Annotated in this window: 25 protein-coding genes; 19 read left to right on the top strand and 6 right to left on the bottom strand. The window is 70.8% G+C overall.

The window, feature by feature from the left end:
- Positions 1–22: 22 nt before the first annotated feature.
- Genes rpmF through AB0I71_RS19660 form a run of 3 tightly spaced genes read left to right on the top strand, consistent with a single transcriptional unit; the run spans position 23 to position 2,164 of the window.
- Complete coding sequence (rpmF, locus tag AB0I71_RS19670; protein WP_357586553.1) at positions 23–202, top strand: 50S ribosomal protein L32; 180 nt, start codon at positions 23–25, stop codon at positions 200–202.
- Positions 199–1,431, top strand: a complete 1,233-nt coding sequence (locus AB0I71_RS19665) for a GTP-binding protein (protein ID WP_357586551.1) — start codon at positions 199–201, stop codon at positions 1,429–1,431. The genes rpmF and AB0I71_RS19665 overlap by 4 nt, the downstream gene beginning before the upstream one ends.
- Before the next feature lies 1 nt (position 1,432).
- Positions 1,433–2,164 carry a class I SAM-dependent methyltransferase gene (locus AB0I71_RS19660; protein ID WP_357586549.1) on the top strand — a complete coding sequence of 244 codons (732 nt, stop codon included), beginning with the start codon at positions 1,433–1,435 and terminating at the stop codon, positions 2,162–2,164.
- A gap of 24 nt (positions 2,165–2,188) precedes the next feature.
- Here AB0I71_RS19660 and AB0I71_RS19655 read toward each other — a convergent pair whose 3' ends face one another.
- The 4 genes from AB0I71_RS19655 to AB0I71_RS19640 all read right to left on the bottom strand — a co-directional run bounded on the left by AB0I71_RS19655 (position 2,189) and on the right by AB0I71_RS19640 (position 4,849).
- The gene (locus tag AB0I71_RS19655) at positions 2,189–2,617 is read right to left on the bottom strand and encodes a Fur family transcriptional regulator (RefSeq protein WP_357586547.1); all 429 of its coding nucleotides are present in this window, start codon (positions 2,615–2,617) and stop codon (positions 2,189–2,191) included.
- 319 nt (positions 2,618–2,936) lie between these two features.
- On the bottom strand, positions 2,937–3,686 hold the full coding sequence (locus AB0I71_RS19650; RefSeq protein ID WP_357586545.1) for an MBL fold metallo-hydrolase: 750 nt from the start codon (positions 3,684–3,686) through the stop codon (positions 2,937–2,939).
- Between the two features lie 2 nt (positions 3,687–3,688).
- Positions 3,689–4,093 (bottom strand): RidA family protein, encoded by a 405-nt coding sequence (locus AB0I71_RS19645; RefSeq protein WP_357586543.1) that lies wholly within the window; start codon positions 4,091–4,093, stop codon positions 3,689–3,691.
- A gap of 24 nt (positions 4,094–4,117) precedes the next feature.
- A complete protein-coding gene (locus tag AB0I71_RS19640; RefSeq protein ID WP_357586541.1) occupies positions 4,118–4,849 on the bottom strand; it encodes a GntR family transcriptional regulator in 732 nt (243 codons plus the stop codon).
- 232 nt (positions 4,850–5,081) lie between these two features.
- Between AB0I71_RS19640 and AB0I71_RS19635 the strand changes: the two genes are divergently transcribed.
- The 13 genes from AB0I71_RS19635 to AB0I71_RS19575 all read left to right on the top strand — a co-directional run bounded on the left by AB0I71_RS19635 (position 5,082) and on the right by AB0I71_RS19575 (position 19,245).
- Positions 5,082–6,404: an ABC transporter substrate-binding protein gene (locus AB0I71_RS19635; protein WP_357586539.1), complete on the top strand. Its 1,323-nt coding sequence runs from the start codon at positions 5,082–5,084 to the stop codon at positions 6,402–6,404.
- On the top strand, positions 6,401–7,378 hold the full coding sequence (locus AB0I71_RS19630) for a sugar ABC transporter permease (RefSeq protein WP_357586537.1): 978 nt from the start codon (positions 6,401–6,403) through the stop codon (positions 7,376–7,378). Before AB0I71_RS19635 ends, AB0I71_RS19630 begins: the two co-directional genes overlap by 4 nt.
- Positions 7,375–8,205, top strand: coding sequence for a carbohydrate ABC transporter permease (locus AB0I71_RS19625; protein WP_357586535.1), 831 nt, complete (start codon positions 7,375–7,377; stop codon positions 8,203–8,205). The genes AB0I71_RS19630 and AB0I71_RS19625 overlap by 4 nt, the downstream gene beginning before the upstream one ends.
- Positions 8,202–8,987 carry a sugar isomerase domain-containing protein gene (locus AB0I71_RS19620; RefSeq protein WP_357586533.1) on the top strand — a complete coding sequence of 262 codons (786 nt, stop codon included), beginning with the start codon at positions 8,202–8,204 and terminating at the stop codon, positions 8,985–8,987. Before AB0I71_RS19625 ends, AB0I71_RS19620 begins: the two co-directional genes overlap by 4 nt.
- Before the next feature lie 23 nt (positions 8,988–9,010).
- Entirely contained in the window at positions 9,011–9,952 is a 942-nt protein-coding gene (locus AB0I71_RS19615; RefSeq protein WP_357586531.1) for a sugar phosphate isomerase/epimerase family protein, read from the top strand.
- Positions 9,949–11,478: an FGGY family carbohydrate kinase gene (locus tag AB0I71_RS19610; protein WP_357586529.1), complete on the top strand. Its 1,530-nt coding sequence runs from the start codon at positions 9,949–9,951 to the stop codon at positions 11,476–11,478. The genes AB0I71_RS19615 and AB0I71_RS19610 overlap by 4 nt, the downstream gene beginning before the upstream one ends.
- Positions 11,475–12,698 carry a M20/M25/M40 family metallo-hydrolase gene (locus tag AB0I71_RS19605; protein ID WP_357586527.1) on the top strand — a complete coding sequence of 408 codons (1,224 nt, stop codon included), beginning with the start codon at positions 11,475–11,477 and terminating at the stop codon, positions 12,696–12,698. The genes AB0I71_RS19610 and AB0I71_RS19605 overlap by 4 nt, the downstream gene beginning before the upstream one ends.
- The gene (locus AB0I71_RS19600) at positions 12,695–13,639 is read left to right on the top strand and encodes an IclR family transcriptional regulator (RefSeq protein WP_357586525.1); all 945 of its coding nucleotides are present in this window, start codon (positions 12,695–12,697) and stop codon (positions 13,637–13,639) included. The genes AB0I71_RS19605 and AB0I71_RS19600 overlap by 4 nt, the downstream gene beginning before the upstream one ends.
- Entirely contained in the window at positions 13,636–14,796 is a 1,161-nt protein-coding gene (locus AB0I71_RS19595; protein WP_357586523.1) for a pyridoxal-phosphate dependent enzyme, read from the top strand. The genes AB0I71_RS19600 and AB0I71_RS19595 overlap by 4 nt, the downstream gene beginning before the upstream one ends.
- Entirely contained in the window at positions 14,793–15,851 is a 1,059-nt protein-coding gene (locus AB0I71_RS19590) for a Gfo/Idh/MocA family oxidoreductase (RefSeq protein WP_357586521.1), read from the top strand. The genes AB0I71_RS19595 and AB0I71_RS19590 overlap by 4 nt, the downstream gene beginning before the upstream one ends.
- A gap of 253 nt (positions 15,852–16,104) precedes the next feature.
- Positions 16,105–17,301, top strand: coding sequence for an MFS transporter (locus tag AB0I71_RS19585; RefSeq protein ID WP_357586519.1), 1,197 nt, complete (start codon positions 16,105–16,107; stop codon positions 17,299–17,301).
- Between the two features lie 190 nt (positions 17,302–17,491).
- A complete protein-coding gene (locus tag AB0I71_RS19580; protein WP_357586517.1) occupies positions 17,492–18,490 on the top strand; it encodes an RNA polymerase subunit sigma-70 in 999 nt (332 codons plus the stop codon).
- 5 nt (positions 18,491–18,495) lie between these two features.
- Positions 18,496–19,245 (top strand): DUF6069 family protein, encoded by a 750-nt coding sequence (locus AB0I71_RS19575; RefSeq protein WP_357586515.1) that lies wholly within the window; start codon positions 18,496–18,498, stop codon positions 19,243–19,245.
- 251 nt (positions 19,246–19,496) lie between these two features.
- On the opposite strand, the gene AB0I71_RS19570 is transcribed toward AB0I71_RS19575, so the two are convergent.
- Complete coding sequence (locus tag AB0I71_RS19570; RefSeq protein ID WP_357586513.1) at positions 19,497–20,477, bottom strand: pyridoxal-phosphate dependent enzyme; 981 nt, start codon at positions 20,475–20,477, stop codon at positions 19,497–19,499.
- Between the two features lie 222 nt (positions 20,478–20,699).
- On the opposite strand from AB0I71_RS19570, the gene AB0I71_RS19565 reads away from it, so the two are divergent.
- From AB0I71_RS19565 to AB0I71_RS19555, 3 genes are read left to right on the top strand one after another with little or no spacing between them, the layout of a single operon-like run.
- Positions 20,700–21,365, top strand: a complete 666-nt coding sequence (locus AB0I71_RS19565) for an ABC transporter ATP-binding protein (protein WP_357586511.1) — start codon at positions 20,700–20,702, stop codon at positions 21,363–21,365.
- On the top strand, positions 21,365–23,746 hold the full coding sequence (locus tag AB0I71_RS19560; protein ID WP_357586778.1) for an ABC transporter permease: 2,382 nt from the start codon (positions 21,365–21,367) through the stop codon (positions 23,744–23,746). Before AB0I71_RS19565 ends, AB0I71_RS19560 begins: the two co-directional genes overlap by 1 nt.
- Positions 23,747–23,784: 38 nt before the next feature.
- Positions 23,785–24,279 (top strand): YcxB family protein, encoded by a 495-nt coding sequence (locus AB0I71_RS19555; RefSeq protein ID WP_357586509.1) that lies wholly within the window; start codon positions 23,785–23,787, stop codon positions 24,277–24,279.
- 135 nt (positions 24,280–24,414) lie between these two features.
- On the opposite strand, the gene AB0I71_RS19550 is transcribed toward AB0I71_RS19555, so the two are convergent.
- The coding region (locus tag AB0I71_RS19550) for a cellulose binding domain-containing protein (protein ID WP_357586507.1) at positions 24,415–26,040 on the bottom strand (1,626 nt) is incomplete at its 5' end.

Genomic DNA, 26,040 nt, shown 5'->3' with positions numbered 1-26,040 from the left:
CCTCTCGACGAAGGAGTCTCTGATGGCCGTACCGAAGCGGAAGATGTCGCGGTCGAACACCCGTCACCGGCGGGCGCAGTGGAAGGCGGCGGTGCCGCAGTTGACCCCGTGTCCGTGCCCGCGCAGGGAGATGGTGGTGCCGCACCGGGCATGTGCGCACTGTGGTCTGTACAAGGGACGTCAGGTGGTGGAGCAGCCGTGACCGGTCGGCTGCCGGTGACGGTGCTCTCCGGTTTCCTGGGTGCCGGGAAGACGAGCCTGCTCAACCATGTCCTGGCGAATCGGGACGGGCTGCGGGTGGCGGTGATCGTGAACGACATGAGTGAGGTGAACATCGACGCCGCGCTGGTGCGTGACGGTGGGGCGTTGTCGCGGACGGAGGAGCGGCTTGTCGAGTTGACCAACGGCTGTATCTGCTGCACGTTGCGCGACGATCTGTTGGACGAGGTGGCCCGGTTGGCGCGGCTGGGTCGGTTCGACTACCTGTTGATCGAGTCCAGTGGGATCTCCGAGCCGATGCCGGTGGCCGCCACGTTCGCCTTCGGGGTGGAGGACGGGCAGGTCCTCGACGATCTGGCCCGGCTGGACACGACAGTCACCGTGGTCGACGCGGCGGGTCTGCTGGCCCGCATTGAGGCGGGGGAGACGCTTCAGGCGCGTGGCCTGGCCGCGTACGAGGGTGACGACCGCAGCATCGCCGACCTGCTTGTCGATCAGATCGAGTTCGCCGACGTGCTGGTGGTCAACAAGACCGACCTGGTGGCTGCGGACGACCTGGCGGTGGTGGAGGCGCTGTTGACCCGGCTGAATCCCGCGGCCCGGCAGATTCGGGCGCGGCACGGGCGGGTGTCGCCGGTGGAGATCCTGAACACCGGCCGGTTCGATCTGGAGCGGGCGGAGACCGCACCTGGCTGGGTGGCCGAGCTCAACGGTGAGCATGTGCCGGAGACCGAGGAGTACGGCATCTCCGGCATCGTGTTCCGGGACCACCGGCCGTTTCATCCGCAGCGGCTGTGGGGTCTGCTCGCCGCCGGTCTGGACGACTTCGGGGTGGTGCGGTCGAAGGGGTTTCTGTGGTTGGCCAGTCGCCCGGACGTGCAGGCACTGTGGTCGCAGGCCGGCCCGTCCGGGCGCTGCGACCCGGTCGGTGTCCCGGTCGCGGTGTCCGGACAGTGGCCGGAGGATTCCGCGGAACGGGCGGAACTGGCCGAGCGGTGGCATCCGGTCTTCGGCGACCGGCAGCAGGAGCTGGTGCTCATCGGCGTGGGTCTGGACGGCGACGGGCTACGGGCCGCGTTGACCGGCTGTCTGCTCACCGACGCCGAGATCGCCGCAGGCGAGGCCGTCTGGCGGGCCCTGCCCGACCCGTTCCCCGAGTGGGATCTCGGCGACCTGCACGACCATGACCACCCCGATCTTGCCCAGGTCTGACATGTCGGGGCAGCCGGCTGCTGACGACGTGGCCCGGTGGCGGCGGGGATGGGAAGCCATGATGCGCTACTACCAACCCGACCGAGACCAGCTCCTTGCCGCCGGTCTCACCGCCGTCGAGAACATCCACGGGCGCGGCCCGGCGCGGGTCCTCGACATCGGCGGCGGGCCGGGCACCACCGCGGAGGCGATGCTGCGGCGCTGGCCTGACGCGCAGCTCACTGTGCTCGATGTCGACCCGGTCCTGCTGATCCTCACCGACGTGGCCCTGCCCCACGTCCGTACGGTCCGAGCCGATCTCGGCACCGCGCAGTGGCTCGCGCCGACCGGTGGACCGTACGACGTGGTCTCGGCGTGGATGACCGTGCACTACCTGTCCGAGGACCGCGTATCCGACTGGTACTCCGAGGTCCGACAGGTGCTACGGCCGGGTGGTCTGTTGCTCGTCGCCGACGCCGTGCGCAAGCCCGAGGCCGTCGGGGCGCGGCGACCGGGTGCCGGAGCCGATCCCTGGTCCGCCTGGTGGAGCACGCTGGCCGGCACGCCGGCGATGACATCCCTGCTACGCGAACGCGCGGACGTCCTGGCCGGCCTCGGCTGCGCGGAGTTCGTCGCACCGATCGGCTGGCATCGTCACACGGCCCGGCGAGCGGGATACACCGACGCGGAGTTGCTCTTCCATCGGGGTGACCACGCACTTATGGCATTTCACCCGCCAGCGGACCGGCCCTGAGCAGCTCCGTCGGCACGTGTCGCGTCACGTGTCGGCGCAGGCGGCGCAGGTACCCCTGAGGTCTAGTCGGTCGGGGTGTGGGACGAAGCCGGTGTGTCGGTGTAGCCCGCTGAGCCAGCTTGTCACGACGTCCGGCGGGCACTCGATCACCGCGTCGCAGCGGGTGCAGATCAGGTGCTGGTGCGGTGTGGCACCGCAGTGGCGGTAGGCGCGTTGGCCGTCCAGGTCGAAGATGTGCAGCAGTCCGACGTCGGCGAGACTGTGCAGCGCACGGTAGACGGTGGTCAGCCCGATGGGCCGCACGCAGCGGGTGAGCTCGGCGTGTATCTCCTGAGCGGTGAGCGGGCGGGCGCGTCCGGCCAACAGCGCCAGGACGGCGCGGCGCTGCGCGGTGGATGCCAGGCCCGCACTCCGCAACTGCGCGTCCGGGACGAAGGGCGGCGTGGTGGTCATGGCGGTTCAGGGGCGTACGCCAAGGTGCACGCTGCGGGTGGAGACACGGAACAGGTCGCTGCGGTGGCCCAACCACGTCCGGGCGGCGTCGATCAGCTGCGGCGACAACGGCATCGCACTCCTCCCTGGCGCGCCACTGAAAACCGTTGTCATTATATCCAGGAGGGTGCCGGCGAGGTGAAGGCCGCTCGGGCGGGCCTCCGCAGGCAGGCGCGACCGGTTTGTGGCAACTGCCCGCGGGGTCCGCTACCCGCGCGACCTGCGCGGAAAGGAGCGGTTGTGGTTCTGCTGCCGCACAGGCCCGCACCGGTCTCGGAGCTCACCCGGTCAGGACGTTGGGCGGGGGGACGAGGCGGCGGAAGGACTCCGCCGCTTGCTGGATCTGCGCTCCAGCCTCGCGGAGCACCTGCTCGCCGTGGCCGGGGAGCAGCACGTCGATGTTCCGGGCGGCCAGTGCGACGACGGTGTCGGCGTACCTGTCGAGTCGGCAGTCGTGGATCGCCTGGAGGCTCACCCGTCCGCCGGCGAACAGGCAGTCCCCGCTGAACAGGATGCGCTGCCCGGCGCGGCGGAGCAGCACGACGAGGTGGCCGTCGCAGTGGCCGGGTGCGGCGATGATCTCGATGCTCAGGCGGCCCGTGTCGATGGTGTCGCCGTCGCCGACGACGCGGTCGACGGTCGCGGGGGAGAGGCGGTAGTCGGCCGGGTAGATGCCGGCCGCGCGGGCCGGGGCCAGGGAGGTACCTGATTCGTCGGCCACCGCCAGCGCCGTACGGGTTTCGGCGCTGGCGATGACGGGCAGCCCGGCGGCGTGAGCGGCGGCGGTGCCGCCCGCGTGGTCGGCGTGGTAGTGCGTGACGACCGCTCCGGCCAGTGCGGCCGGATCGCAGACCTCGGCGATGTTGGCCAGCCACGCGTCGGCGCCGAGGCCGGTGCCGGTGTCGACGAGCAGGCCACCGGTGCCGTCCCAGATCAGATAGCAGTGACAGTCGTGCGGATCGGTGAGCACGTCGGGGTGGGTTCCGCTGCCGACCAGCCAGACGGAGTCGACGATCTCGACGGCGGGCACCGTCAGCTCCCGGTGACCGGGCCGGCGGGATCGGGCCGGACCGCCACGACGTCGACCTCGACCAGGATTCCGGCGAGGGTGCTGCCGACTGTGGTTCGGACCGGGTACGGCGGCCGGAAGCGCTTCGCGTACACATCGTTGTAGGCGGCGAAATCGCGGTCCAGGTGTTGCAGGTGGACGGTGGCCTTGACCACGTCGCCGAGCCCGAGGCCGACGGTGCGCAGCGCCCCCTCGACGTTGTCGAGCACCTGCTCGGTCTGGGCGGTGATGCCCTCCGGAACGACGCCGGTGGCGGGGTCCTGCGGGCCGAACCCGGCCGTCCAGACGATCGTTCCGGTGTCGACGACGTGGCTGTACGGGCCCGCCGGTGTCGGTAGGTCGGGCCTGGTGTGCGCGGTCCAGGTCATGGGTGCCTCCTGCGTCGTGCTGTCTCACTCATCGGGTTCGCCGCCCGGGGACCGGTCGGCGTTACGGGACAGGTCGGAACGGACCTCGTACCGGTCGTGGCGGTATCGGGACCGGGAGCGGTGGGCCGGACGGCGGTTGGTGTCGTAGAAGACGTCCACGATCTCCAGCGCCGGGGCGTGTTCGGCCAGGCCGAGCAGCTGAGCGTCGCGCGAGGGTGCGGGTACGGCGCGGACCAGGCGCCGGGCCGAGGCCATGACGACCCCCGCCGTCGCGAGGATCTCGTGCAGTGACTGTTCGAGGTCGGCGTCGTCGAGGATGCGTTGGAACCGGGCGGGAAGGTACGCGTCCTCCAGGCACATCGGTTCGTCGTCGGCGAACCGCAGCCGCTCCAGCCGGATCACCGGGACGCCGGCGTCGAGGCCGAGGTCGAGGGCGATCTCGGGGGTGGCGGAGACCTCCTCGATCGCGATGAGCCGGCTGCTCGGGCGCAGGCCGCGGGCCCGCATGTCCTCGCTGAAGGAGGTCAGGTTCGGACCCATCGCCACGGTGGGACGCCGGACGAAGGTGCCCAGGCCGGGGACACGTTCCACGCGTCCGTCGCTGGCCAGCGCGTCGAGCGCCTGCCGGACCGTCATCCGGCTGACCGCGAAGTGGGCGGCCAGTTCCTTCTCGGCGGGCAGTCGTGAGCCGACCGGGAGTTGCCGGCACTGCTCCCGAAGCTCGTTCGTGATCGCGACGTGTTTCGGCGTTGACATGAGGTGATCATCCCGTAGTTCCCGTTGTCGCCCGTACCCGACCGGTCCCTGATGTCGGTCAGTCCCGATTCATGTCTTGACTGGTCTAGACCGCAGCGGTAGCGTCCGGAACCATATTCCAATGAACATCCAACCGTCTAGCCCGCAGGGGCATCGTAAGCCGCGCCACGGCTCGTGACGATCCCCAGCAGGTCGCGGAATCACCGGAACGCCGTCAGAGGAGTGGCAGCTCATGAGGTACGGAAAGTTCAAGCGGCTGACCGCCGTGGCCGCCGTGTCGGTGTTGGGCCTCGCGGCCGCCGCCTGCGGCGGATCCAGTGGACCGGCCGGCAACGACAAGACGCTCGTGCTGTGGCACATGGAGCAGCCGCCGAACCGGGTCCAGGGGTTCCAGCAGCTGATCGACGCCTACAACGCCACCGACCCGGAGTACCAGGTCCAGGCGCAGGTCCAGGACTGGAACCAGATCTACACGAAGATCTCGGGCGCGGTGCAGTCGCAGACACAGCCCGACATCCTGTTCACCATTCCCGACTTCACCACCTACGTGCGCCCGCTCGGCGGGGTCCGGCCGGTGACCTCACTGGTGGAGGAACTCGACCAGGCGCACACCTTCGGCGAGGCGGCCAAGGCGCCGTACCGGGACGACGACGAGTACTGGGCGGTGCCGCTGTTCGGCATGGTGCAGATGCTCTGGTACCGCACCGACCTGCTCCAGGCTGCCGGCATCACCGAGCCCCCGCGCACCACCGCCGAGCTGCTGACCGCGGCCGAGCGACTGAACTCCGGTGACCGGAGCGGGATCGCCCTACCGGCCGGTCGTAACCTCGCCACCGACCAGGTCCTCTACAGCCTGATGCTGACCACCGGGGCGGGGAACTTCTTCACCGAGTCCGGTGAGGTCAACTTCAACACCCCCGAGACGGTGCGGGCTCTCACCCTCTACCGGGATCTGCTGAAGTTCTCGCCGAGCGACAGCGGTAACTACTCCTGGGGCGAGCCCCAGGCCGCCTTCAACAGTGGCGCGGCGGCAATGGCGATCGAGAAGGGACAGTACCTCGCCCCGTTCGAGGAGGAGTCCGGCCGACCCGCGAGTGACCTGGGCTGTGCCCCGATCCCGGTGGCGGAGTCCGGAGGCCAGCCGGGCAGCATCTACTACTCCAACGCCGCGATGGTGATGTCGAAGGACGACGAGAGGGCCGCCGGCGCCGAGGCGTTCCTGAAGTTCGTCCTGCAGCCGGAGAACTACGGCACCCTGCTCAACTCCGAGCCGGGTCTGTTCCTTCCGTTGACCGCCGACGGCGCGACCGCCGAGTCGTGGACCAGCAACGAGGTCGTCCAGAAGTACCGAGGCTGCGTCGACGCCATGCTGAAGCAGTCGGAGACGGGTGCACTGTTCGGTTTCGTCGACGGCCAGTACGTCGACAGCGTCGGCAAGATCTCCGGACAGAACGTGCTGGCCCAGGTGGTGCAGCGGATGTACAGCAACGGTGAGTCGCCTGAGGCCGCGGCTCAGTGGGGTGAGGAGCAGATGCGGGCGGCGGTCGCTGAATGAGCGCCCCCGACCTGACCGCTCCGGGTCCGGAGGGCATCCTCCGGGCCCGGACGGGCCCCTCCGGATCCGGCGTGCCGGCGGCGGGCCGTGCCCGGCGCCGCCGGCCCTGGACCTTCCACCTGCTCGGGTACGCCCTCGTCGCGCCGCTCGGACTGCTCATGCTCGGCGTGATCGGCTACCCCCTGATCAACACCGTGCTGCTGAGCATGCAGAACCAGGGAGTCGTGGGTAGCCAGTCGACATTCGTCGGCTTCGAGAACTACGCCCAGGCACTCACCGACGGCGCGTTCTGGGCAGCCATCGGCCGCTCCGGCATCTGGCTCTTCGGCAACCTTCTGGTGCAGACGCTCATGGCCTTCGGCACGGCGCTGATCATCGGAGGGCGTAGCCGCTGGTCCCGGGCGTCGCGGACGTGGGTGCTCTTTCCGTGGGTGATCCCGACCGTCGCCGTCGCCGTCATCTGGCAGTGGCTGAGCAACAGCAACTACGGCATCGTGCCGAAGATCGCCAGCGCGGTCGGCATCGACGGACTCGGCAGCCCCTTCGGTGACAGTGCCCTGGCGATGCCGGCACTGATCCTGATGAACAGCTGGCACTGGTTCCCGCTCGGCGCGGTCGTCATCTTCGGTGCGCTGCAGACGATCCCGAACGAGATCTACGAGGCCGCCCGGGTGGACGGCGCCAACGCGTGGCGGATGTTCTGGCGGATCACCTTCCCACTGCTGCAACCGGTGCTCTTCGCCCTCGGCCTGGTCGGGTCACTCTGGTCGTTCAACATCGTCGACTCGATCTACCTGGTGACCAAGGGCGGCCCCGCCGACGCGTCGATGACCGCGCCCGTCTTCATCTACAACAAGGCCTTCAACCAGTTCCAGGCCAGCGACGCCGCCGCCGTCAGCGTGGTCACCATCATCCTGCTGGCCGCCGTCGCAGCCGTCTACATCCGGGCCGCGAAGCCGAAGGAGGACCAGTGACGTCCCGCCTGCCCTGGGCGCGACTGCCGCGCCTGGTCACCTGGATCCTGCTCACCGTCGTCGTGATCGGCCCGCTCTACTGGGTCACCATCTCGTCGTTCAAGGACCGCGAGGAGATCCTGCGGACCACGCCGACCCTGATCCCGACGAACCCGACGCTCGACAACTTCCGGCAGCTCTTCACCGCCACGGACTACCCGAGCTATCTCACCAACAGCTTCATCGTCGCGCTGCTCACCGCGCTGTTCACCGTGCTTGTCTCCTTCGCGGCGGCGTACGGGCTCTACCGGTTGCGCATCCCCGGTGGCAACAAGGTGGCCGGGCTCATCCTGGTGGCGTACATGATCCCCGGGACGCTGCTGCTGGTACCGCTCTACCAGTCGTTCGCCGCGGTGCAGCTGATCGACACCCGCAACGCGCTGGTGATCGTGAACGTGGCCTTCACCGCGCCGTTCTGCACCTGGCTGCTGCGCGGCTTCTTCATGGCCATCCCGCGCGACATCGACGAGGCCGCGGCGGTCGACGGTGCCGGACCGGTCCGGATGATGCTCCGGATCGTCCTGCCGCTGCTGGCCCCGGGGATCGCCACCGTCGCCGTCTACGCCTTCGTCTTCTCCTGGACGGAGTTCGTGTTCGCCTCGCAGTTGGTCGTCAGCGACCAGCTCAAGACCCTGCCCATCGGCCTCAGCGCGATCATGGGGCAGTACACGGTGAACTGGGGTCTGCTGATGGCCGGCACGGTCTGCACGATCATTCCCGCCATCGTCCCGTTCCTCTTCGCCGGGCGGTACTTCGTCGGCGGCCTGACCACGGGAGCGCTCAAGTGACCATTCGACAGCCGGCCGTCACCGGCCGGGCAGCGGACTGGTCGCCGGCGGACGTGACCGCCGCCAACTACGCGACGAGGGTCCAGGCCCTGCTCGGCGACGCCCTACGGGAAGAACTTCCCGCGGTACGTCGGGCGGCGGCGCTGGTCGCCGACACGTTCACCGCGGAAGGTCTGTTCTACATCTTCGGCAGCGGGCACTCGCACATGTTCGGCGAGGAGGCGTTCTACCGGGCCGGCGGCGCGGTACGGGTCTGCCCGGTCCTCAAGCCGGCGCACATGCTGCACGAGGGCGCGGTGCACAGCACCGTACTGGAGCGGCAGAGCGGTCACGCCGCTCCGCTGCTCGACGGGTACCGGCTGGACCCCACCCGGGACGTCATGCTGATCGCCTCCAACTCGGGCGCGAACGCCTTCCCGGTCGAGGTCGCTCAGACGGTCAAGGCGCGGGGCGTACCGCTGATCGCGATCACGTCCCGCCGGTACGCCTCGTCGATCGACCGCTCCGGGCCGCGGCTGCACGACATCGCCGACGTGGTGATCGACAACCATTGTCCGCCCGGCGACGCGGTCGTGCCGCTCGGCCCGGACCTGCCCTCCGCCGGTCCGTCGTCGACAGTCGTCGGTCTCGCCCTGCTCGACGCGATCATCGTCGAGGCACTCGGGATCCAGTTGCGGCGCGGCGAGAAACCTGAGGTTTTCATGAGCGCGAACATGCCCGGCGCAGCCGCGCACAACGCCGAGTCGGCCCGCCGGCTGTCCCCCCTCGTCCCGCATCTGTAGGACCACCCGATTGGAGAAGCACCGTGAAGATCAGCTTTGAAGTCTGGCCCAACATGCCGTGGGGGCGCCTGGAAGCCGCCGGCCCGGCCTGGAACTCCTGGGGTGACAAGCCGGCGGCCTGGTGCGTCGAGCAGACCGCGAAGTACGGGTACGACGGTGTCGACTTCATCTTCGCCAAGCTGCTGGAGGTGCCGAAGGCCGAATACGACCAGCAACTGCTGGACGTACGCGCCGCGGCGGAGCGGACCGGCATCGACATCGGCTACCTCGGCCACCACACCACCTTCGTCAGCCCCCGTGAGTTCGACCGCGAACGCGGGATCGAGTCGTTCAAGAAGGCACTGGACGCGGCGGCCGTGCTCGGCGCCAAGTCGGTCTGCACGCTCATCGGTGACGGCTACTACGACCCACCGCTGAACGTCCTGCTGACCCGTAAGGAAGCCTGGCGGCAGTGCCGGGAAGCGATCACCGAGGTCTGCGCGCACGCTTCCGGTCTCGGCCTCAACGTCAGCATCGAACTGTTGCAGGGCACCATCCTCAACCGGGTCGAGCTGATCGAGCGGATGTTCGACGAGGTCGGCGCCAGCAACCTGCGGATGACGATGGACACCGGGGCGTTCTACGTCGCGGTGAAACCGTTCATGAACGTCAAGCAGGCGATCAAGCGGCTCGCCCCGTACATCGACATCGTCCAGATCAAGGACGAGGTGGGGTTGCCGACGATCGTGCACAGCAACCACATCTGGTTCGGCGGCGGGCTTGTCGATTTCCGGGAGACCTACGAGGCGCTCGCGGAGATCAACTTCGACGGGTACGTGAGCGTCGAGTGGGAAGGCTGGCAGGTCGGCGGGAACATCGGCGTCGGCGAGCCGGCCGGTGTGGGACTTGCCGACTTCGACCGGGTCGCCGAGGAGTCCCTTGAATACCTGATGGAGTTCGGCTTCGTACCCCGGCGGGGTCGTTGACCGGCCGTCCACCCGGCGCCATCCTCGTCGGCCTGGACCTGGGCACCACCGGCGCGAAGGTCGTGGTCGTCGACGCGGGCACCGGAACCACGCTGGCCCGATCGCACCGGGACTACCCCTCGGACACCAGCCACGCCGGGCGGCACGAGCAGGACCCGGCGCACTGGTGGACGGCGTCGGCCGGGGCGCTGCGGGAGGCGCTGGCCGGCGTCGACGCCAGGTCCGTCGTCGCTGTCGGCCTGAGTGGACACATGCACTCGGTGGCCCTGTTCGACGCCCACGACCAGCCCGTACGACCCGCGCTGACCTGGGCCGACCGCCGGGCCGCCGAGCAGGTGCACGAGCTGCGCCAACACGGCACACTGGTCGGCGAACTGACCGGGAACCCGGTGGTCGAGGCGTTCACCGCCCCCAAGCTGGCCTGGGTCGCGGCCCATGAACCCGACGCGGTGCGCCGGGCCGTGCGCCTGGTCCAGCCCAAGGACGTGCTTCGTCACCACCTCACCGGCGACTGGGGTACGGACCACACCGACGCCGCCGGCACCCTGCTGTACGACGTACACCGGCGGCGGTGGGAGCCGAGGCTCTGGGCCCTGTGTGGGACCGACGAGCGACTCGCGCCGGCCGTGTCCGGATCGGCGGAGATCGTCGGCACGGTGCTGGCCGGCGCGGCCGAGGCGACCGGACTACCGGCCGGCACCCCGGTGGTCGCCGGAGCGGGTGACGTCTCCTGCGCGGCGCTCGGCGCCGGCGCGGTGACCGGCGGTCAGGTCTACGTCAACGTCGGCACCGCCGCGCAGATCATCACCCCGCTGGACGCCCCGCGTCCCGACATCGACCGCTTCGTCTTCGCCCGCGCCGGTGAGGACGGCTTCCTCGGCATGGTCTCCTCGTACGCCGCTGGACTGGCGATCCGGTGGTCCGAGCGGAACCTGCTGCCGACAAGCGGAACGGACCACCGCGAGGGCGGCACCGACGGGACGGCGGACCGGTTGGCCCGCGACAGTGCGCCCGGCGCACGAGGGCTGACCTTCCTGCCGTACCTCCTCGGCGCCAGTGCCCCGATCCACGACCCGCACGCCCGGGCCGCGCTGCTCGGCATCGGTCCGGAACACGGACCTGCCGACATCGCCCGCGCCGCGCTGGAAGGTGTCGCGTACGCCTGCGCCGCCGCCGTGGACCAGCTCCTCGACGGCGCGGGCACCGCGACCGGGATCCGGGTCGGTGGCGGAGTGACCCGGTCCGAGATCTGGTGCGAAGCCTTCGCGGCCATGTTCGACGTGCCCGTGCGCCGACTGCGTCAGGACGCCTCACCGCGCGGCGCTGTCGCGCTGGCCGGCATCGGTGCCGGCGTGTGGCCCGACGTCGCGACGGCCGGTACGGTCCTCGACGACAGCGAGCCGCTGCCGGTGACCGGCCAGCACCGGGCCGCCTACCGCCAGGCCCGCCGCCGCTACGACGCCGTCGCGGCCGCGACGACCGCGCTCTCCGGTGAGCAGGGCTCCGGCGCGGGAGTGGACCGATGACCGGCCCGGCCGGCCCGGGCACCGCCGCGGGACTCGCGGCGCGGCTGGATTTGGACGCGATCGTCGCGGAGGCGTCCCGACTGATCGCGATCGAGGGCCATCAGGACCACCCCGGCGAGGAACGGGCCGTCGCCGACCACGTCGCCGAACGGTTGCGCTCCGGCGGAGCCGAGGTCGAGCTGCAGCCGGTGGTGGGGGACCGGGTCAACGTCATCGCCCGGTTGCGCGGTGGTCGACCGGGGCCGACGTTGATGCTCAACGCGCATCTGGACACCGTGCCGCCGTACGGCATGACCGACGGCCTGCGTCCCCGGGTCGCCGACGGGCGACTCTGGGGTCGGGGCGCGACCGACATGAAGGGTGCCCTCGCCGCGATGACAGCCGTCGTCGAGCTGCTGGCCGCACCGGACGTCGACTTCGCCGGGGAGTTGCTGCTCACCGGTGTCGCCGGGGAGGAGAACGGCAGCCCCGGCATGCGGGCGCTTGTCGAGGCGGGGGTGACCGCCGACTTCGCGATCGTGGGTGAACCGACGATGCTGCGGGTCGGGCGGGCGCACAAGGGGGCCATGTGGGCGCAGGCGACCTTCCGCGGTGTCGCCACCCACGGCAGCGTCCCCGCCGACGGGGTCAACGCCGTCTACCACGCGGCCCGCTTCATCACCGCCGTCGAGCAGAAGCTGACCGACACCCTGGCACGCCGCCACCACCCACTGCTCGGGCCGCCGACCGTCAACGTCGGGATGGTCAACGGTGGGGACCGCCCGCCAATGGTCCCCGCTTCCTGCGTCGTCGCGCTCGACCGCCGGTGGCTGCCCTCGGAGCGGCACGACGAGGTGCTGGCCGAGCTGCGGGCGGTCGTCGCCGACCTACGCCGCGCGGACCCGGCCGTCGACGCCACGGTCGAGGAGATGGACGGCACGGCGACGTTCGTTCACGCCCCGCTCGACTGCCCACCCGACAACCCGTACCTGCGGATGCTCTGCGGTGTGGTCGCGGACCCGGAGCCGGTCGGACTCCAGTTCTGGACCGATGCCGCACTGCTGGCCACCACCGGGATTCCGGCGGTCGTCTGTGGACCCGGCGACATCGCCCAGGCGCACTCGCTGCGGGAGTGGGTCGCCCTCGACCAGCTCCACGGCGCGGCCAAGGTCTACCTTGCTATGGCGCAGCGGATGCTCTCGGTGCGTCCGCACCACACCGACGTCGAGGTAGAGGTATGACCGTGCCCAACATCGAACGGGGACCCGACGGCCTGCGGGCGGTCGAGCGGGCCGCCGCGGTCCTGCAAGCACTCGCCGAACGCCCGTCCGGTGCGGCGCTCACCGAGCTCGGTAAGGCGACCGGGATCCCGACCACCACCGTGCACCGGATGCTCGGTGTGCTGCGCGGTGCCGCCCTGGTGCGGGAGACCGCCGACGGTCGGTACGCGCTGGCTGCCGGCACCGTCACCCTCGCCCACGCGTATCTCGACGGACTGGACCTGCGCCAGGAGGCGCTCGAGGTGATGCGACCGCTGTCGGAGCGGACCGGCGAGACGAGCCACCTCGGTGTGCTCGCTCTGGTCCACGTCGTCTACATCGAGAAGATCGACAGCCCGTCGCCGGTGCGGATGTACAGCCGCGTCGGCCAGACAAACCCGGTGCTGACCACCGCGATCGGCCGGGCCATCCTCGCCCATTCGCCGGGGCACGTCGTCGACGAGGTGCTACAGGCGCAGCACCGGCTCACCGGCGAACCGGTCGACCGGGCGGAGCTCGACGCGCTCTGCGCCCGGGTACGAGCCGACGGCTACGCCTGCGACCTGCAGGAGAACGAGCTCGGCATCTCCTGCGTCGCGGCGCCGGTCTTCGACCACAGCGGACACGTCGTGGCCGGGCTGAGCATCTCGGCGCCGGCCGCCCGATTCGACGCCGCAGGGGCCGCCCGACTCGGCCCGCAGGTTCGCCGGGCCGCCGCCGAACTCTCCGGCCGGCTCGGCTGGAGCGCAGGCGCTGCCGAAGCCACAGGTGTCCCGGCTGGTCCGGGTGCCCAGGCGCCGGCCCCGCGGTCCCGGGGCGGAGCGTCGGGCACGCGGTCCCGGGGCGAGGCGTCGGGCAGGCGGCCGAGGACCTCCAGCACCTCGGCCAAGGTGTCCGGTCCCGCGGAGCAGGAGTCCGGATGAGGACCTTCACGGCCGCGTGTGTCCGGTGTGGACATACGACGGGGTACCCCGCTTACCGTTGCCCGGCCTGCGCGTCCCCGCTGGCGCTCGATCTGGCTCCGGTCGCCGCGGCGGACTGCCGGCCCACCACGGGTCGGGGAGTCTGGCGGTACGCTGGCCTGCTGCCCCGGGTCCGGCACGCCGTGACCCTCGGCGAGGGGGAGACGCCGTTGCTGCCGCTGCGGCACGGCGGTGCGGCAACCCACGTCAAGCTCGAATCGGTCAACCCGTCACTGTCGTTCAAGGACCGGGCGATGGCTCTTGCCGCGTCAGCGGCGCTCGACCACGGGTTGACCGGGCTGGTCCTGGCCTCGACCGGCAACGCGGCAGTCTCGGCCGCCAGCTACGCCGCCGCCGCCGGGCTGCGCTGCCGGGTCTTCTGCGCCACCGGCTCGAATGCCGGCAACAAGCTCGAGACCGCCCGCGCGCACGGCGCCGAGGTGGAACTCGTCGCCGGCCACTACAGCGACGCGTACGCGGCGGCGATCCGCGCCGAGGGCCAGGCCTGGCTCAACGTCACCACCACCTACCGGAATCCGTTGCTGACCGAGGCGTACCGCCCGATCGCCGCCGAGCTTGTCGACGACCTCGGTGGCGTACCCGATGCCGTCGTGGTGCCGGTGGGCGCGGGACCGTTGCTGCGGGGCATCTGGCTCGGCTTCACCGATCTGGTCGCCGCCGGCCTGATCACCAGCGTCCCCCGGATGGTGGGTGTGCAGGCCGAGGCGTGCGCACCACTGGCCCGCGCCTGGGGTGCCGGTTACCGCGGCCGCGAGGAATGGGCGGCCTCGCTGCGGCAGCCGATCGAGGTCGGCCCGACCGCCGCTGCGGCCATCGCCGATGCGCTGCGTGGCTACGAGGACGAGGGCCTGCTGACGCTTGACGCGGTCCGGCGCAGCGGCGGGCGGATCAGCGCCGTCGACGAGCCGGCGATCGCCGAGGCCGGACGCCACCTGGCCCGTCAGGGGCTGTTCGTCGAACCCGCGGCCGCCGCCGCACTCGCGGCCCTGCACGATCTCGCCGTTGCCGGCCCCGGACGCGCCGACACCTGCGTCGCGGTGCTCACCGGCCACGGCGCCAAGGAACCGTCCACCCTGACCGCTGGGAGTGCCCGATGACCGGACCGAGCGACCCGACAAACGGACCCAGCGTGGTCATCGCCGGAGTGGGCCGCTTCGGCGACCTGCACGCCCGGGCATGGGCCGAGGCCGGTGCCCGCATCGTCGGCCTCGTGGACCCGGACGCCGACCGGCTGGCGGAGATGGCGCGTACCCACCGGGTCGAGCGGACCGGCACCGACCTCGCCACCCTCCTCGGCCAGGTTCGACCCGACATCGTGGTCATCGCCTCCGACGAGGCGTCCCACGCCGAGCTGGCCGTGACCGCCCTGACGGCCGGAAGTCACGTGTTCGTCGAGAAGCCGCTCGCGCTCTCCGCAGCCGACGCCTGGCGGATCGCCGATACCGCGCAGGCCCACCAGCGACAGGTGGTGACCGGTCACATCTCCCGGTTCACCGCCCAGATGACCCGGATGCGGGCCCGGGTGGAACGCGGTGCCGTGGGCCGGCTCTGCGCGTTGCGCCTGCGCCGTGACTTCAGCCGCGCCTGGTTTCTCAGCTTCGGTGACCGGGTCGATCCGGTCTGGGAGTCCTGCGTCCACGACATCGACCTGGCGATCTCGTTCGCCGGCACCCGGGTACGCCGGGTGATGGCGATGCGCAGCAGCGCCGCCGGTGACGCGGCACCCAGCGTGGTCACCGCCCTGCTCGAATTCGACAGCGGCGTGATCGCCACCGTCGAGTCCGCCTGGCTCGTGCCGACATCCGCCCCCGGCACCCTCGACGACGGGCCCTTGGACCTCGACGGCGCGATCGTCGGCGAGGCCGAGGTGCTGGGTCTGGACGGGATGCTCAAACAGCGCCTGGTCAGCGACGCGCTTGTGGAATGGACGAAGGCCGGTGTCCAGGTGCCGGACCTGTCCCTGTGGCCGGAGGAGGACGGAGCCGTCGGCGGCGCGTTGCGCCGCGAGGTCCGTTACGCCCTCGCGGTCTGCACCGGCCGGCGTCGTCCGGACCTGATGCCGCTGGAGCAGGCCTGCTGGGGTGTCGAGGCCGCCGAGGCCATCATCGAGTCCCTGCGTACCGGCGCTCTGGTGGAGCCCGCCCGACGCTGACGGCGAGGACGACACCACCGCCGGACCACCGATGTCGATCTGCTCGACGCACTCGGAAGCATTCATCCTAGGACGTCTAAGCGGCTGTGTGGTGTGTCGCCGCAGGCGCGGGACGCCTGTGGACGCTTTCCGGAGACTCGGGCGGGGGACACCCGGCGACGTGCGATCGGGGAGCGGCTGCCGGAGATCAGTGACGCATCCCTCAGTCCCGCTGCGCACCAAGGTGATCTACGGTGGCAGCCGAGGAGCGCAGATGATGTCACGTCCCGGGGTACAACGCGCCCTGATCGCTGCCGTCCAGGTGCTCAGCCTGGCGGTGTGGTTCTCGGCCTCCGCCGTGGTGCCGGCGTTGCGCGAGTCGTGGCAGATCAGCACCGCCGCATCCGTCTGGCTGACCGCGTCCGTCCAACTCGGGTTCGTCGCTGGTGCCGTCACCTCGACCGTGCTCAACCTCGCCGACCGGATGAAGCCGCACCTGCTGATGGCCGGTTGCGCGACGCTCGCCGCCGCCTGCACCGGCATCTTCGCCCTCACCGTTGACGGGCTGACCGGAGCCGTCCCGCTGCGGTTCCTCACCGGTGTCTTCCTGGCCGGGGTGTACCCGGTCGGGATGAAGCTGACCGGCTCCTGGGCGCCGCCCGCCCGCCGAGGGCTCGCGTTCGGCGTCATGATCGGCGCGCTGACCCTCGGCTCGGCGCTACCGCACCTGATCGGCGGGCTGGGCGACCTGCCGTGGCGCGGCGTGATGGGCGCCGCGGCCGGCTGCGCGCTCCTCGGCGCGGTGGTGGCCGTGACCCTCGTGCGGGAAGGCCCGCAGTTCGCACCCGGTGACCCGCCACGTCCGTACCCTCGCTACGCCCTGACGATGTTCCGCCAGCGTGATCCCCGGCTGGTGAACCTGGGCTACTTCGGGCACATGTGGGAGTTGTACGCGCTGTGGACCTGGCTGCCCAGCTTCCTGATCGCGGGCTCGGCGGCCCGGACCGGCCGCGACGACGCGAACGTCAGCCTGCTCGCGTTCCTGGCTATCGGCCTCGCCGGGGTCGCCGGATGTCTGGCCGGCGGATGGGCCGCGGACCGGTTCGGACGGCCCCGGGCCGCCGTCACCGCCCTGGTGGTCAGCGGCGCCTGCTGCCTGGCCTCACCCCTGTTCTTCACCGCGCCGCCCGGCGCCGTCGTCCTGCTCGGCGTGGTGTGGGGGGCCGCGGTGGTCGCGGACTCCGGTGTCTTCTCGACCGCCCTGAGCGAGGTCGCCGACAAGCGGTACGTCGGAACCGCCCTCACCGCGCAGACGGCCATCGGTTTCGCCCTGACCGTCGTCACCATTCAGCTCGTACCCGTGCTGGCCGACGCGGTCGGCTGGCGTTGGGCGTTCCTGCTGCTCGCCCCGGGCCCGCTCGTCGGCGCGCTGGCGATGCGTGCGTTCGGCCAGCAGCCTCTCCGCGCCTGACCGCGGACGGGCACGAGGCAGGGCGCAGCTCGTCAGCACCCGCGCCCGTCGAGTGCCCGCCGCTGCCACGTCCACGACGGGTGCGCTGCCAGGCCAGGTGCTCAGCCATCGGAACGACCCTGGTGATGAGTTCCTTCGTCCGCGCCCGTCATACCTACGACAGGCCACGACGAAGCGGAAGGATGACGTGATGGGTGCGGACACGCGGCTGGAGGAGCTGGGCGTGAACGGTCTGGGCGAGGTGGACGAGTCGGCGTTCTCGGGGCTGGCGCAGCGGCACCGGCGGGAGCTGCACGTGCACTGCTACCGGATGCTCGGGTCGTTCGAGGATGCCGAGGACACCGTGCAGGAGACGTTCCTGCGCGCCTGGCGGCGGCGGGAGACATTCGCGGGGCGGTCCACGTTCCGGGCCTGGCTGTACCGGATCGCCACGAACGCCTGCCTGGATCTGCTTGCCAAGTGCCGGCCGGAGCCGGCGAGCGGCGGCGAGGTGCTGTGGTTGCAGCCCTACCCGGACCGGCTGCTCGACGAACTGGCCGCGGGCGACGCGGACGAGCCGGAGACGGTCGCCGTGGCCCGCGAGACGATCGAGTTGGCGTACCTGGTCGCGGTACAGCATCTCGCGCCACGCCCACGGGCCGTGCTGATCCTGCGGGACGTGCTCGGCTGGCCGGCGAAGGAGGTCGCGGAGCTGCTCGGCGACTCCGTCAACTCGGTGAACAGCGCGCTGCAACGGGCCCGCGCGGGCATGCGGGAACACCTGCCCGCCGAACGGCAGGACTGGACCGGCGGCGAGGAGGACGCCGGGACGCGTGACCTGGTGCGCCGCTACACCGACGCCAGTGTGGCCACGGACATCGACGCGCTCGCCGCACTGCTGCGCGAGGACGTCCGCTGCTCGATGCCACCCACTCCGGGCCTGTACGTCGGCCGCGACACGGTGGTCGCCGACTGGGTCGACAGCGGCTTCGTGGGCATGAAGGGCCTGCGTGCCGTCCACACCTTTGTGAATCGGCAGCCCGCCGTCGCCTTTTACCACTGGCGGATGCGGGAGGGCGCGTACCTGCCGCTGACGATCGACGTGCTGCGGGTCACCGGCGGTGCGATCACCGAGATCGTCACCTTCCACGACGATCAGTTCCCGCGGCTCGGGCTGCCGGAGCGCCTGCCGGCGGACGGCACGGAGTAGTTCCGGTGCGGACGCTCGCGCTGCGCGGCGGCGCGCGTGTCGCCGTGGTCGCGGCCCAGTGGTGCGACACGTTCGCCGTCGTCACCCGCGGACGGGTGCAGCTGGAGTTGCGCGACGGCGAACCCGGGCCGGTCCTCGGCCGCGGCGCCGGGTTCTGGCTGCGCGGCACCGGCGTCCGCGCCCTGCGCAACCCCGGTCGTCGCACGGCCAGGGTGCGCATCTTCACCCGACGGGCCAGGACCGTCACCTGCCAGCTCGCCCAGCCCACACGAACGGTCACCGAACCATGGAGAAACGACATGAGCAGCATCAATGACACCGGGGTCGGCGCGGACCCGGCATCGGGTCGGACCAGCCGGGGTCACCGACTCCGCCGGCTCGTCGGCACCGGCTTCCTCGCCACTGTCGCGGCGATGGCCGCCACCACCCTCGCCGCTGCGCTCGCCCGGGCCCTTGGCGTCGATTTCGAGATCCCCGACGGTGGCGAGTCGATCCCGCTGGCCGGGTTCACCGTGGTGACCGGCTTCTTCTCGGTCGTAGGGGTCGTCATCGCCGTCGCTTTCCTCGCGTGGAGCGCCCGTCCCGCCGAGCGATTCATCTGGACGGCGACGTCGTTGACCGTGCTCTCGATGATCCCGCCCCTGATCTGCGGGGCGGACGCCGTCACCACCACCGCCCTCATGGGGCTGCACCTCGTCCCTGCGGCGGTGATGATCCCCACCCTGGTGCGGGGTCTGCGTACCCGGGCCGACTGACGATCCGGCGACGGGACACCGCGCGGCGCGGCCACGCCTGCCGGAGTCGGCCGGTCGACTCCGGCAGGCAGGGACCGCCTGTCGCGGCGCGGTGAGTCGAGAGGGATCAGTGCGTCCAGCCGGCGGCGTGCGGAGCGTTGTGGAACCAGCCTCCCCGGTCGAACGGCCGGATGATGCCGCCTTCCTCGGTCCTGTCGAGGTGCGGGAACCGGGCGAGAACCTCGACGAGGCGATCTCCCGGTGTTCGACGGTCACGGCCGGTGGACGTGTGTCGGGCGGACCCAACGGCGATAGGCGGCCACGTCGACGTTGCTGCCGCACACGATGGTGGCGACGTGCCGGCCGGCGAAGCGCTCGGGATTTTCGAGTATCGCGGCGATGCCGAGCGCGGCTGACGGTTCGGCGACCAGGCCGGCATGGTCGAGCAGCATCCGCATACCTGCGATGATCGAGGTCTCCTGAACGAGGATGGCGTCGTCCGCGACCAGGAGCAGATCGTCCAGCACCGCCGGGATGGGTCGCCGACCGGCGACACCGTCGGCGATGGTGTTCGTCGATTCAGTGGTGACGACGCGCCGCTGGCGCCAGGAGCGGGTCATCGCGGGCGCGCCCAGCGGCTGCACGCAGAGCACCTCGACGGTGGGCGCCTGCTCCTTCAATACGTGGCCCACGCCGGTGGCCAGCGCCCCGCCGCCGAGAGCTATCAGCACGGAGTCGAATGACGGCGCGGTGTCCACCAGTTCCAGGCCGATGGTGGCCGCGCCTTCGCAGGTCTCGACATCCAGGCTGTCTTCGAGGAGCCGGACACCGCGCTGCCGTGCGATGGCTGCCGCCCGGTCCCGGGCCAGCTCATGGTCGCCGTCGACCAGTTCCAGCGTGGCGCCCAGGGCCCGGATGCGGTCGAGCTTGGCGACTGTCGCGTGGCGGCTGGCGACGACTGTGACGTCGAGCCCTCGACCGCGACCGGACCATGCGAGTGCCTGGCCGAGGTTGCCCGCGCTGGCGCACACCACCGCGTGCCGCCCGTCGCCGGCGAGCCGGCTCGCGACGAGTTCGGTGCCACGGGCCTTGAAGCTGCGAACCGGGTTCGCTGTCTCGAGCTTGATGCTCACGGCGCACCCCAGGTCGGGCTCCAGTGCCTCGCATCGGTACAGCGGGGTGTCGAGAAATACCGGGTCGATGAACCGGCGGGCCGCCTGGATCCGAGCGGTGTCGAGGCGCGTGGTCAGCACGACCGAGGAGCGTAGCGGCGACCGTCTGCGGCATGGGTCACCCGCGTGCCGGGAAATCTTTCACGGTTCTGTCAGGAGGCGGTACCGCGCCGCAGCGTCCGGCAGAGTGGCGGACGCTGGCCTTCGGCCGGAGAAGGGTGGGCGTTGACCTTGACACGTCACGGGACGAGCGGTTCGACCACGGACCCACGGGCCGGTGAGCCGGTGATCGAGGTGCGTGGCGTGACGAAGACGTATCCCGTTCCGGGGGGTGAGTTCCCCGCGCTCAGTGGGGTGGACATGTCGGTGGGCGCCGGCGAGTTCACGGCGGTGGTGGGTCGGTCGGGCAGCGGTAAGACGACACTGTTGAACCTGCTCGCCGGGATCGACAGGCCGACCGCCGGGGAGATCCGGGTGGCCGGAACCGCAGTGCACGAGGTACGCGAGACCCAGCTGGCGGCCTGGCGGGGCCTCGCCGTCGGGCTGGTGTTCCAGTTCTTCCAGTTGCTGCCGACGCTTACCGTCGCGGAGAACGTGATGCTGCCGATGGACTTCCGGGGCGCGGTCGCGGCCCGCCGTCGCCGGCCGCTCGCGCTTGAGTTGTTGGACCGTGTCGGGATCGCCGAGCACGCCGACAAGGTGCCGGCCGGGCTGTCCGGCGGGCAGCAGCAGCGCGCCGCGATAGCCCGGGCGCTGGCCAACGACCCGCCGGTCATCCTGGCCGACGAACCGACGGGCAATCTCGACAGTGCCACCGCCGCAGCCGTGCTCGAACTGTTCCGGGATCTGGCCCGCGCCGGAAAGGCCGTCGTGATGGTCACCCACGAGCGTGACCTTTCCGGGTACGCCGACCGCCTGGTCACGTTGGTCGACGGACGGGTGGCGAAGGACGTGGCGGTCTCGGCGTGATGCGGCCACGGACGGTGAAAATGTGGCGGGACCTGTCCGCCGCCCGTGGCCGGGTCGCGGTCATGATCCTGGCGATCGCGGTGGCCATGTCCGGTGTCGGAGCGCTGCTGATCGCCCGTACCGTGATCGTCCGGGAGGCCGAGGCGGTCTATGTCGGCACCAACCCGGCGAGCGCGACCCTCGAGGTCGACGGCGGCGTCGACGCCGCCCTGCTCGCCCAGGTACGCACCCGACCCGGTGTCACGGACGCCGCGGCACGGCAGACCGTCCTGACCCGGGTCCGGGTCGGTGACCAGTGGCGCCGCATGCTGCTGTTCGTCATCGCACCTGACGATCCGATGCGGGTGGCGAAGCTCCGAATGGAGTCCGGTGCCTGGCCGCCTGCTGACAGTGAGCTGCTCATCGAACGAACCGCGGGGCCGGTCCTGGACGCCACAGCCGGCGACCGCCTGGCGGTCGCCGGCCCCTCGGGCGCGACGACCGAGGTGCGGATCTCCGGCACCGTCTACGACGCCGCGTTGGCTCCGGCGGGACAGGAGAGCACCGGCTACGGTTACCTCACGCCGGCCGGGCTGGCTCGGCTCGGCTTCACCGCGTCGGCCAACGAGTTGCGCATCGTCACCCCCGGACGGGACGAGGCCGGTGTGGAGGCGACCGCGACCGCCGTCGCGGCCTGGCTGACCGCCCAGGGCCGCGAGGTGCATCTGGTCCAGGCACCTCCGTACCAGCATCCACACCACAGCCAGTCCGAGACGATCACGGGCATGTTCCTGGCGTTCGCCGTCGCGGCCCTGGTCCTCGCCGGAGTTCTGGTGGCGGCGACACTCGGTGGGATGCTGGCGGCACAGACACGCCAGATCGGCATCATGAAGACCGTCGGCGCCACGACCGGCCAGCTGCTGCGGGTCTACCTGGGGGCGGTAGCCGGGATCGCCGCGACCGCCACCGTGCTGGCCGTCGGCCCGGCACTGCTGGCCGGGTACGGGCTGAGCGGGCTGGTGGCCGAGATGCTCAACGTCGAGATCGCCAACTGGGCGACGCCATGGTGGGTTCCCGTGACCTATCTCGCCGCCGGGCTCGCGATTCCGCTGGCGGTCGCGCTCGTACCGCTGGTCCGGGCGGCTCGGATCACCGTACGGTCCGCGCTCGACGAGCACGGCGCCGGCACCGGGGTGGGCAGTCGGCGTAGCGACAGGTGGCTGGCCCGGCTGCGCGGTGGCCGCCTCAGCACCCTCGCCCTGCGCAATTTGCTGCGCCGCCGGGGTCGGCTGGCGCTGACCGTGGCACTGCTGGCGGCCGGCGGTGCCATGTTCACCAGCGGGCTCAACAGCTCCGCCGCCTGGCGAAGCTGGGTCGACGACGGGATGGCCCGCCGCGCCTACGACGCGCAGCTGCGGCTCACCTCACCGGCTCCGGTCGACACCATCACCATGGCCGCGACCGCCGTCGACGGCGTGGTCGCGGCCGAGCCGTTCGTATCACTGGTGGCCACGCCGGCTGCCCCGGACGGGCGCATCGAGGTACAGCGCACCTACCCCGACGACGGGCACGGCCGGTTCCTGCTCACCGCGCTGCCCGCGCCCACTCGCATGGTCGACCTCGACGTCACCGCCGGCCGCTGGCTGCTGGCCGGAGACACCGACGGCATCGTGCTGAACCAGAGCGCGGTGTCGCGGCTCGGCGATCCGCGCCTCGGCGACGACGTCCACCTGGCCGTCGACGGGGTGGTGGGGCGGTGGCGGCTCATCGGCACCGTCGCGGAGGCCGGCGGACCCGCCACCGCGTACACGAACCCGCAGAGCGTCACCCGGTTCGTGGACCCGGGGACCGCCAACATGCTCCACATCGTCACCACCGGCGACACCGAGGTCGTCACCGATGAGGTGGAAGCGGCGCTCGCCACCGCCGGGCTGATGGTCGGTGAGTCGATGCTCATCGAGGACCTGCGTACCGCGATCGACGAGCACGTGGCCATCTTCATCGGCACCCTGCTCGCAATCGCCGCGCTGATGGCGGCCGTCGGCATCCTCGGGCTGGCCGCCACGATGAGCATCACCGTCACCCAACGCACCCGTGAGTACGGCGTCATGCAGGCCATCGGTGCCCGTCCCGCCACCATCCGTCGCATGGTCCTGCTCGAAGGCACCCTGACCGGCCTGCTCGGCTCACTGGTGGCCGTCGCCCTCGGAGTGCCGCTGTCCGTCCTGGTCGGCGAACTGCTCGGCAGGATCTCCTTCGGGCTGCCGCTGCCGCTGCAACTCTCACCGGGCGGACTCGCCGCCTGGCTGGTGCTCTCGGTCGCCGCAGCGGCCGCGGCGACGCTTGTCGCGGCACACCGGGCAGCCCGGCTCACCATCCGGGAAACCCTCACCTACCAGTGAACCCGGCTCCGGGCAGGCGCAGGCACTATCGTGCTGGCGTGCACATCCGTTTCGACATACCAGCCGATCCCGCCTACCCGGGCCGAGTGGCCGCTGCGCTGACAAGTGCCCAGCTGCGCAGGTACGGCTACATCGGTGTGGTGCTGGCGACGGTCGGTGTGATCGGTCTCGTCGTCTCGCGGGGACTCGGCTGGGGCGACCAGACGTTGCCGCTGTGGATGGCGATGGTCGTCGGTGGCCTGCTGGCGATGCTGTACTGGCCGTGGCTGCGGTTGCGCGCTCGGCGCCGCTCCAGCGGCTACGCCGTCGACGGCGGCTACGACATCACCGAGGACAACATCATGATGCGCAGCGGCGCGGAGACCGGCGGCATCGCCTGGGACGGGGTGACCCAGGTGAGGTCCACCGGTGAGTTCTGGATCGTGTATGTGGGGCGGATGCCGGCGACGGTGATCCCACGTCGGTTGATGTCCGTCGAGGATGCCGGGACGTTGCGTGCGTTCATGGTTGATCGTGGGCTGCTCCGGTCGTGAGCGCGTCCGTGTGGGCGGGCGGGCACCTCTGGCTGCGTGGAACCGGGCCATGCGGGTGCGAACCCGCCGCATGACGCGGTGCCGGGGTGCGCGGATGGTGTCACACCCGCACACCCCGGGGTGAGCCGAGAGCGGTCAGGGGGTGAGCACGACAGTGGAGATGCTGCGTGCGCCGACGTTGACGGAGACCTGTCCGCCGTTCACGCTCACCGGCTGACTGGCCGCGTTGGCGTTCTGCGAGGTGAGGTAGTGCTCGGCCCGGGTGACGTTCTGCGGCACCTGGATCACGGCATTGTTCACCGCGCTCGTCGAGCGGTTCAGGATCACAAGCGTGGTCTTCCCGCCGCCGGTGTAGGCGGTCACCTCCAGCGGTGACGCCTTGGCGCTCTTGGTCAGGGCGACCCGCTGGTACCCGGGGCGGACGTACTTGGCGTACTGCGAGAAGGCGTACCCGCGCTTGAGCGGGGCGCCGGCCGTGGTGCCGAAGGCGGCCTCGCCGTCACCGATGAAGGAGTAGTAGCGCTTGCCGTACCACCAGACGTAGGCGGTCCAGTTCGCCTCCATCGACCGGTGCACGGTACGCATGATGTCGTCGAGCGTCTCGTTCCAGACCGTCTGGTTAGCGGGGTTGCCCCAGATGTTGGAGCCGTTGCCGTCGGCGGCGTGCAGGTTCCACTCGGTCATCCACACCGGCTTGTTGTGCTGGTCGGCCAGGGGATAGGAGCGCAGCCGCCCCGACTGCTCGGTGCCGTACAGGTGCCCGCCGATGTAGCCGATGTTGTTGCGGGCGGTCGTGTCGTTGAGGGTCGGATCGGTGTAGGTGTAGTTGAGGTTCACCGCCTCGGCGACCATCAGCCTGGTGTTCTGCACCCGGGTTCCGTGGTCGCGGACGAAGTTGCGCAGCTCGGTGCCGCTCCAGTCCATCGAGTCGTAGTCCGGGTGCCAGTCCGGCTCGTTCTGCACCGAGGTGACGTCGATGGTGATGCCCTGGTTGCGCATGTGCTGGACGTAGCTGTTCAGATGGTTCGCGTAGTCGTCGTAGTAGTCGGTCCTCAGCTTGCCGCCGTTGACCCGGCTGTTGTTCGTCTTCCACGCCGCCGGTGCCGTCCACGGCGAGGCGAGGATCTTCACATCGGATCCGTACGACTTGGCTGTCCGCAAGGCGTTCACCTGGATCGGCCACTCACCGGATTCCGGCGAGATGCCGGTCCGGACGATCGACAGGCCCAACTGGTTGGGACCCAACCCGACGAGCGTCTGTGTTTCGGCCGTCGACCAGGTGCCGTTGCCCCAGATCGGGGTGGCGGCCCCGAATCCGTCGACGGTCTGGTATCGGGTGGCGCTGTTGACCGTGATGTCCGCCGGCCCGGTCGGGGGTGGGGTGGTGGGCGGCGTCGTGGTGGGCGGGGTGGTGGTCGGTGGGGTGGTGGGGGTGACGCCGCCGGTGCAGGTCACGCCGTTGAGCGCGAAGCTGGTCGGGGCGGGGTTGCTGCTGGTCCAGGAGCCGTTGAAGCCGAACGAGGTGGTGCCGTTGGTGGGGATGGCGCCGTTGTAGCTGACGTTCCTGGCGGTGACGGCGGCGCCGCTCTGGGTCAGGGTGGTGTTCCATGCCTGCGTCACGGTCTGGCCGGCGCCGAACGACCACGTCAACGTCCAACTGGTCAACGGGTCACCGAGATTGGTGATCGTGACGTTGGCGCCGAAGCCGCCCTGCCACTGCGAGGACACCGCGTATTTCACCGAACAGCCTGCCGCCGCCGC

This window comes from Micromonospora sp. NPDC049891, from assembly GCF_040660295.1.
Taxonomy (GTDB): Bacteria; Actinomycetota; Actinomycetes; order Mycobacteriales; family Micromonosporaceae; genus Micromonospora.
The sequence above is the reverse complement of the archived record's forward strand: the minus strand, read 5'-3'. Positions and strand labels throughout refer to the sequence as shown.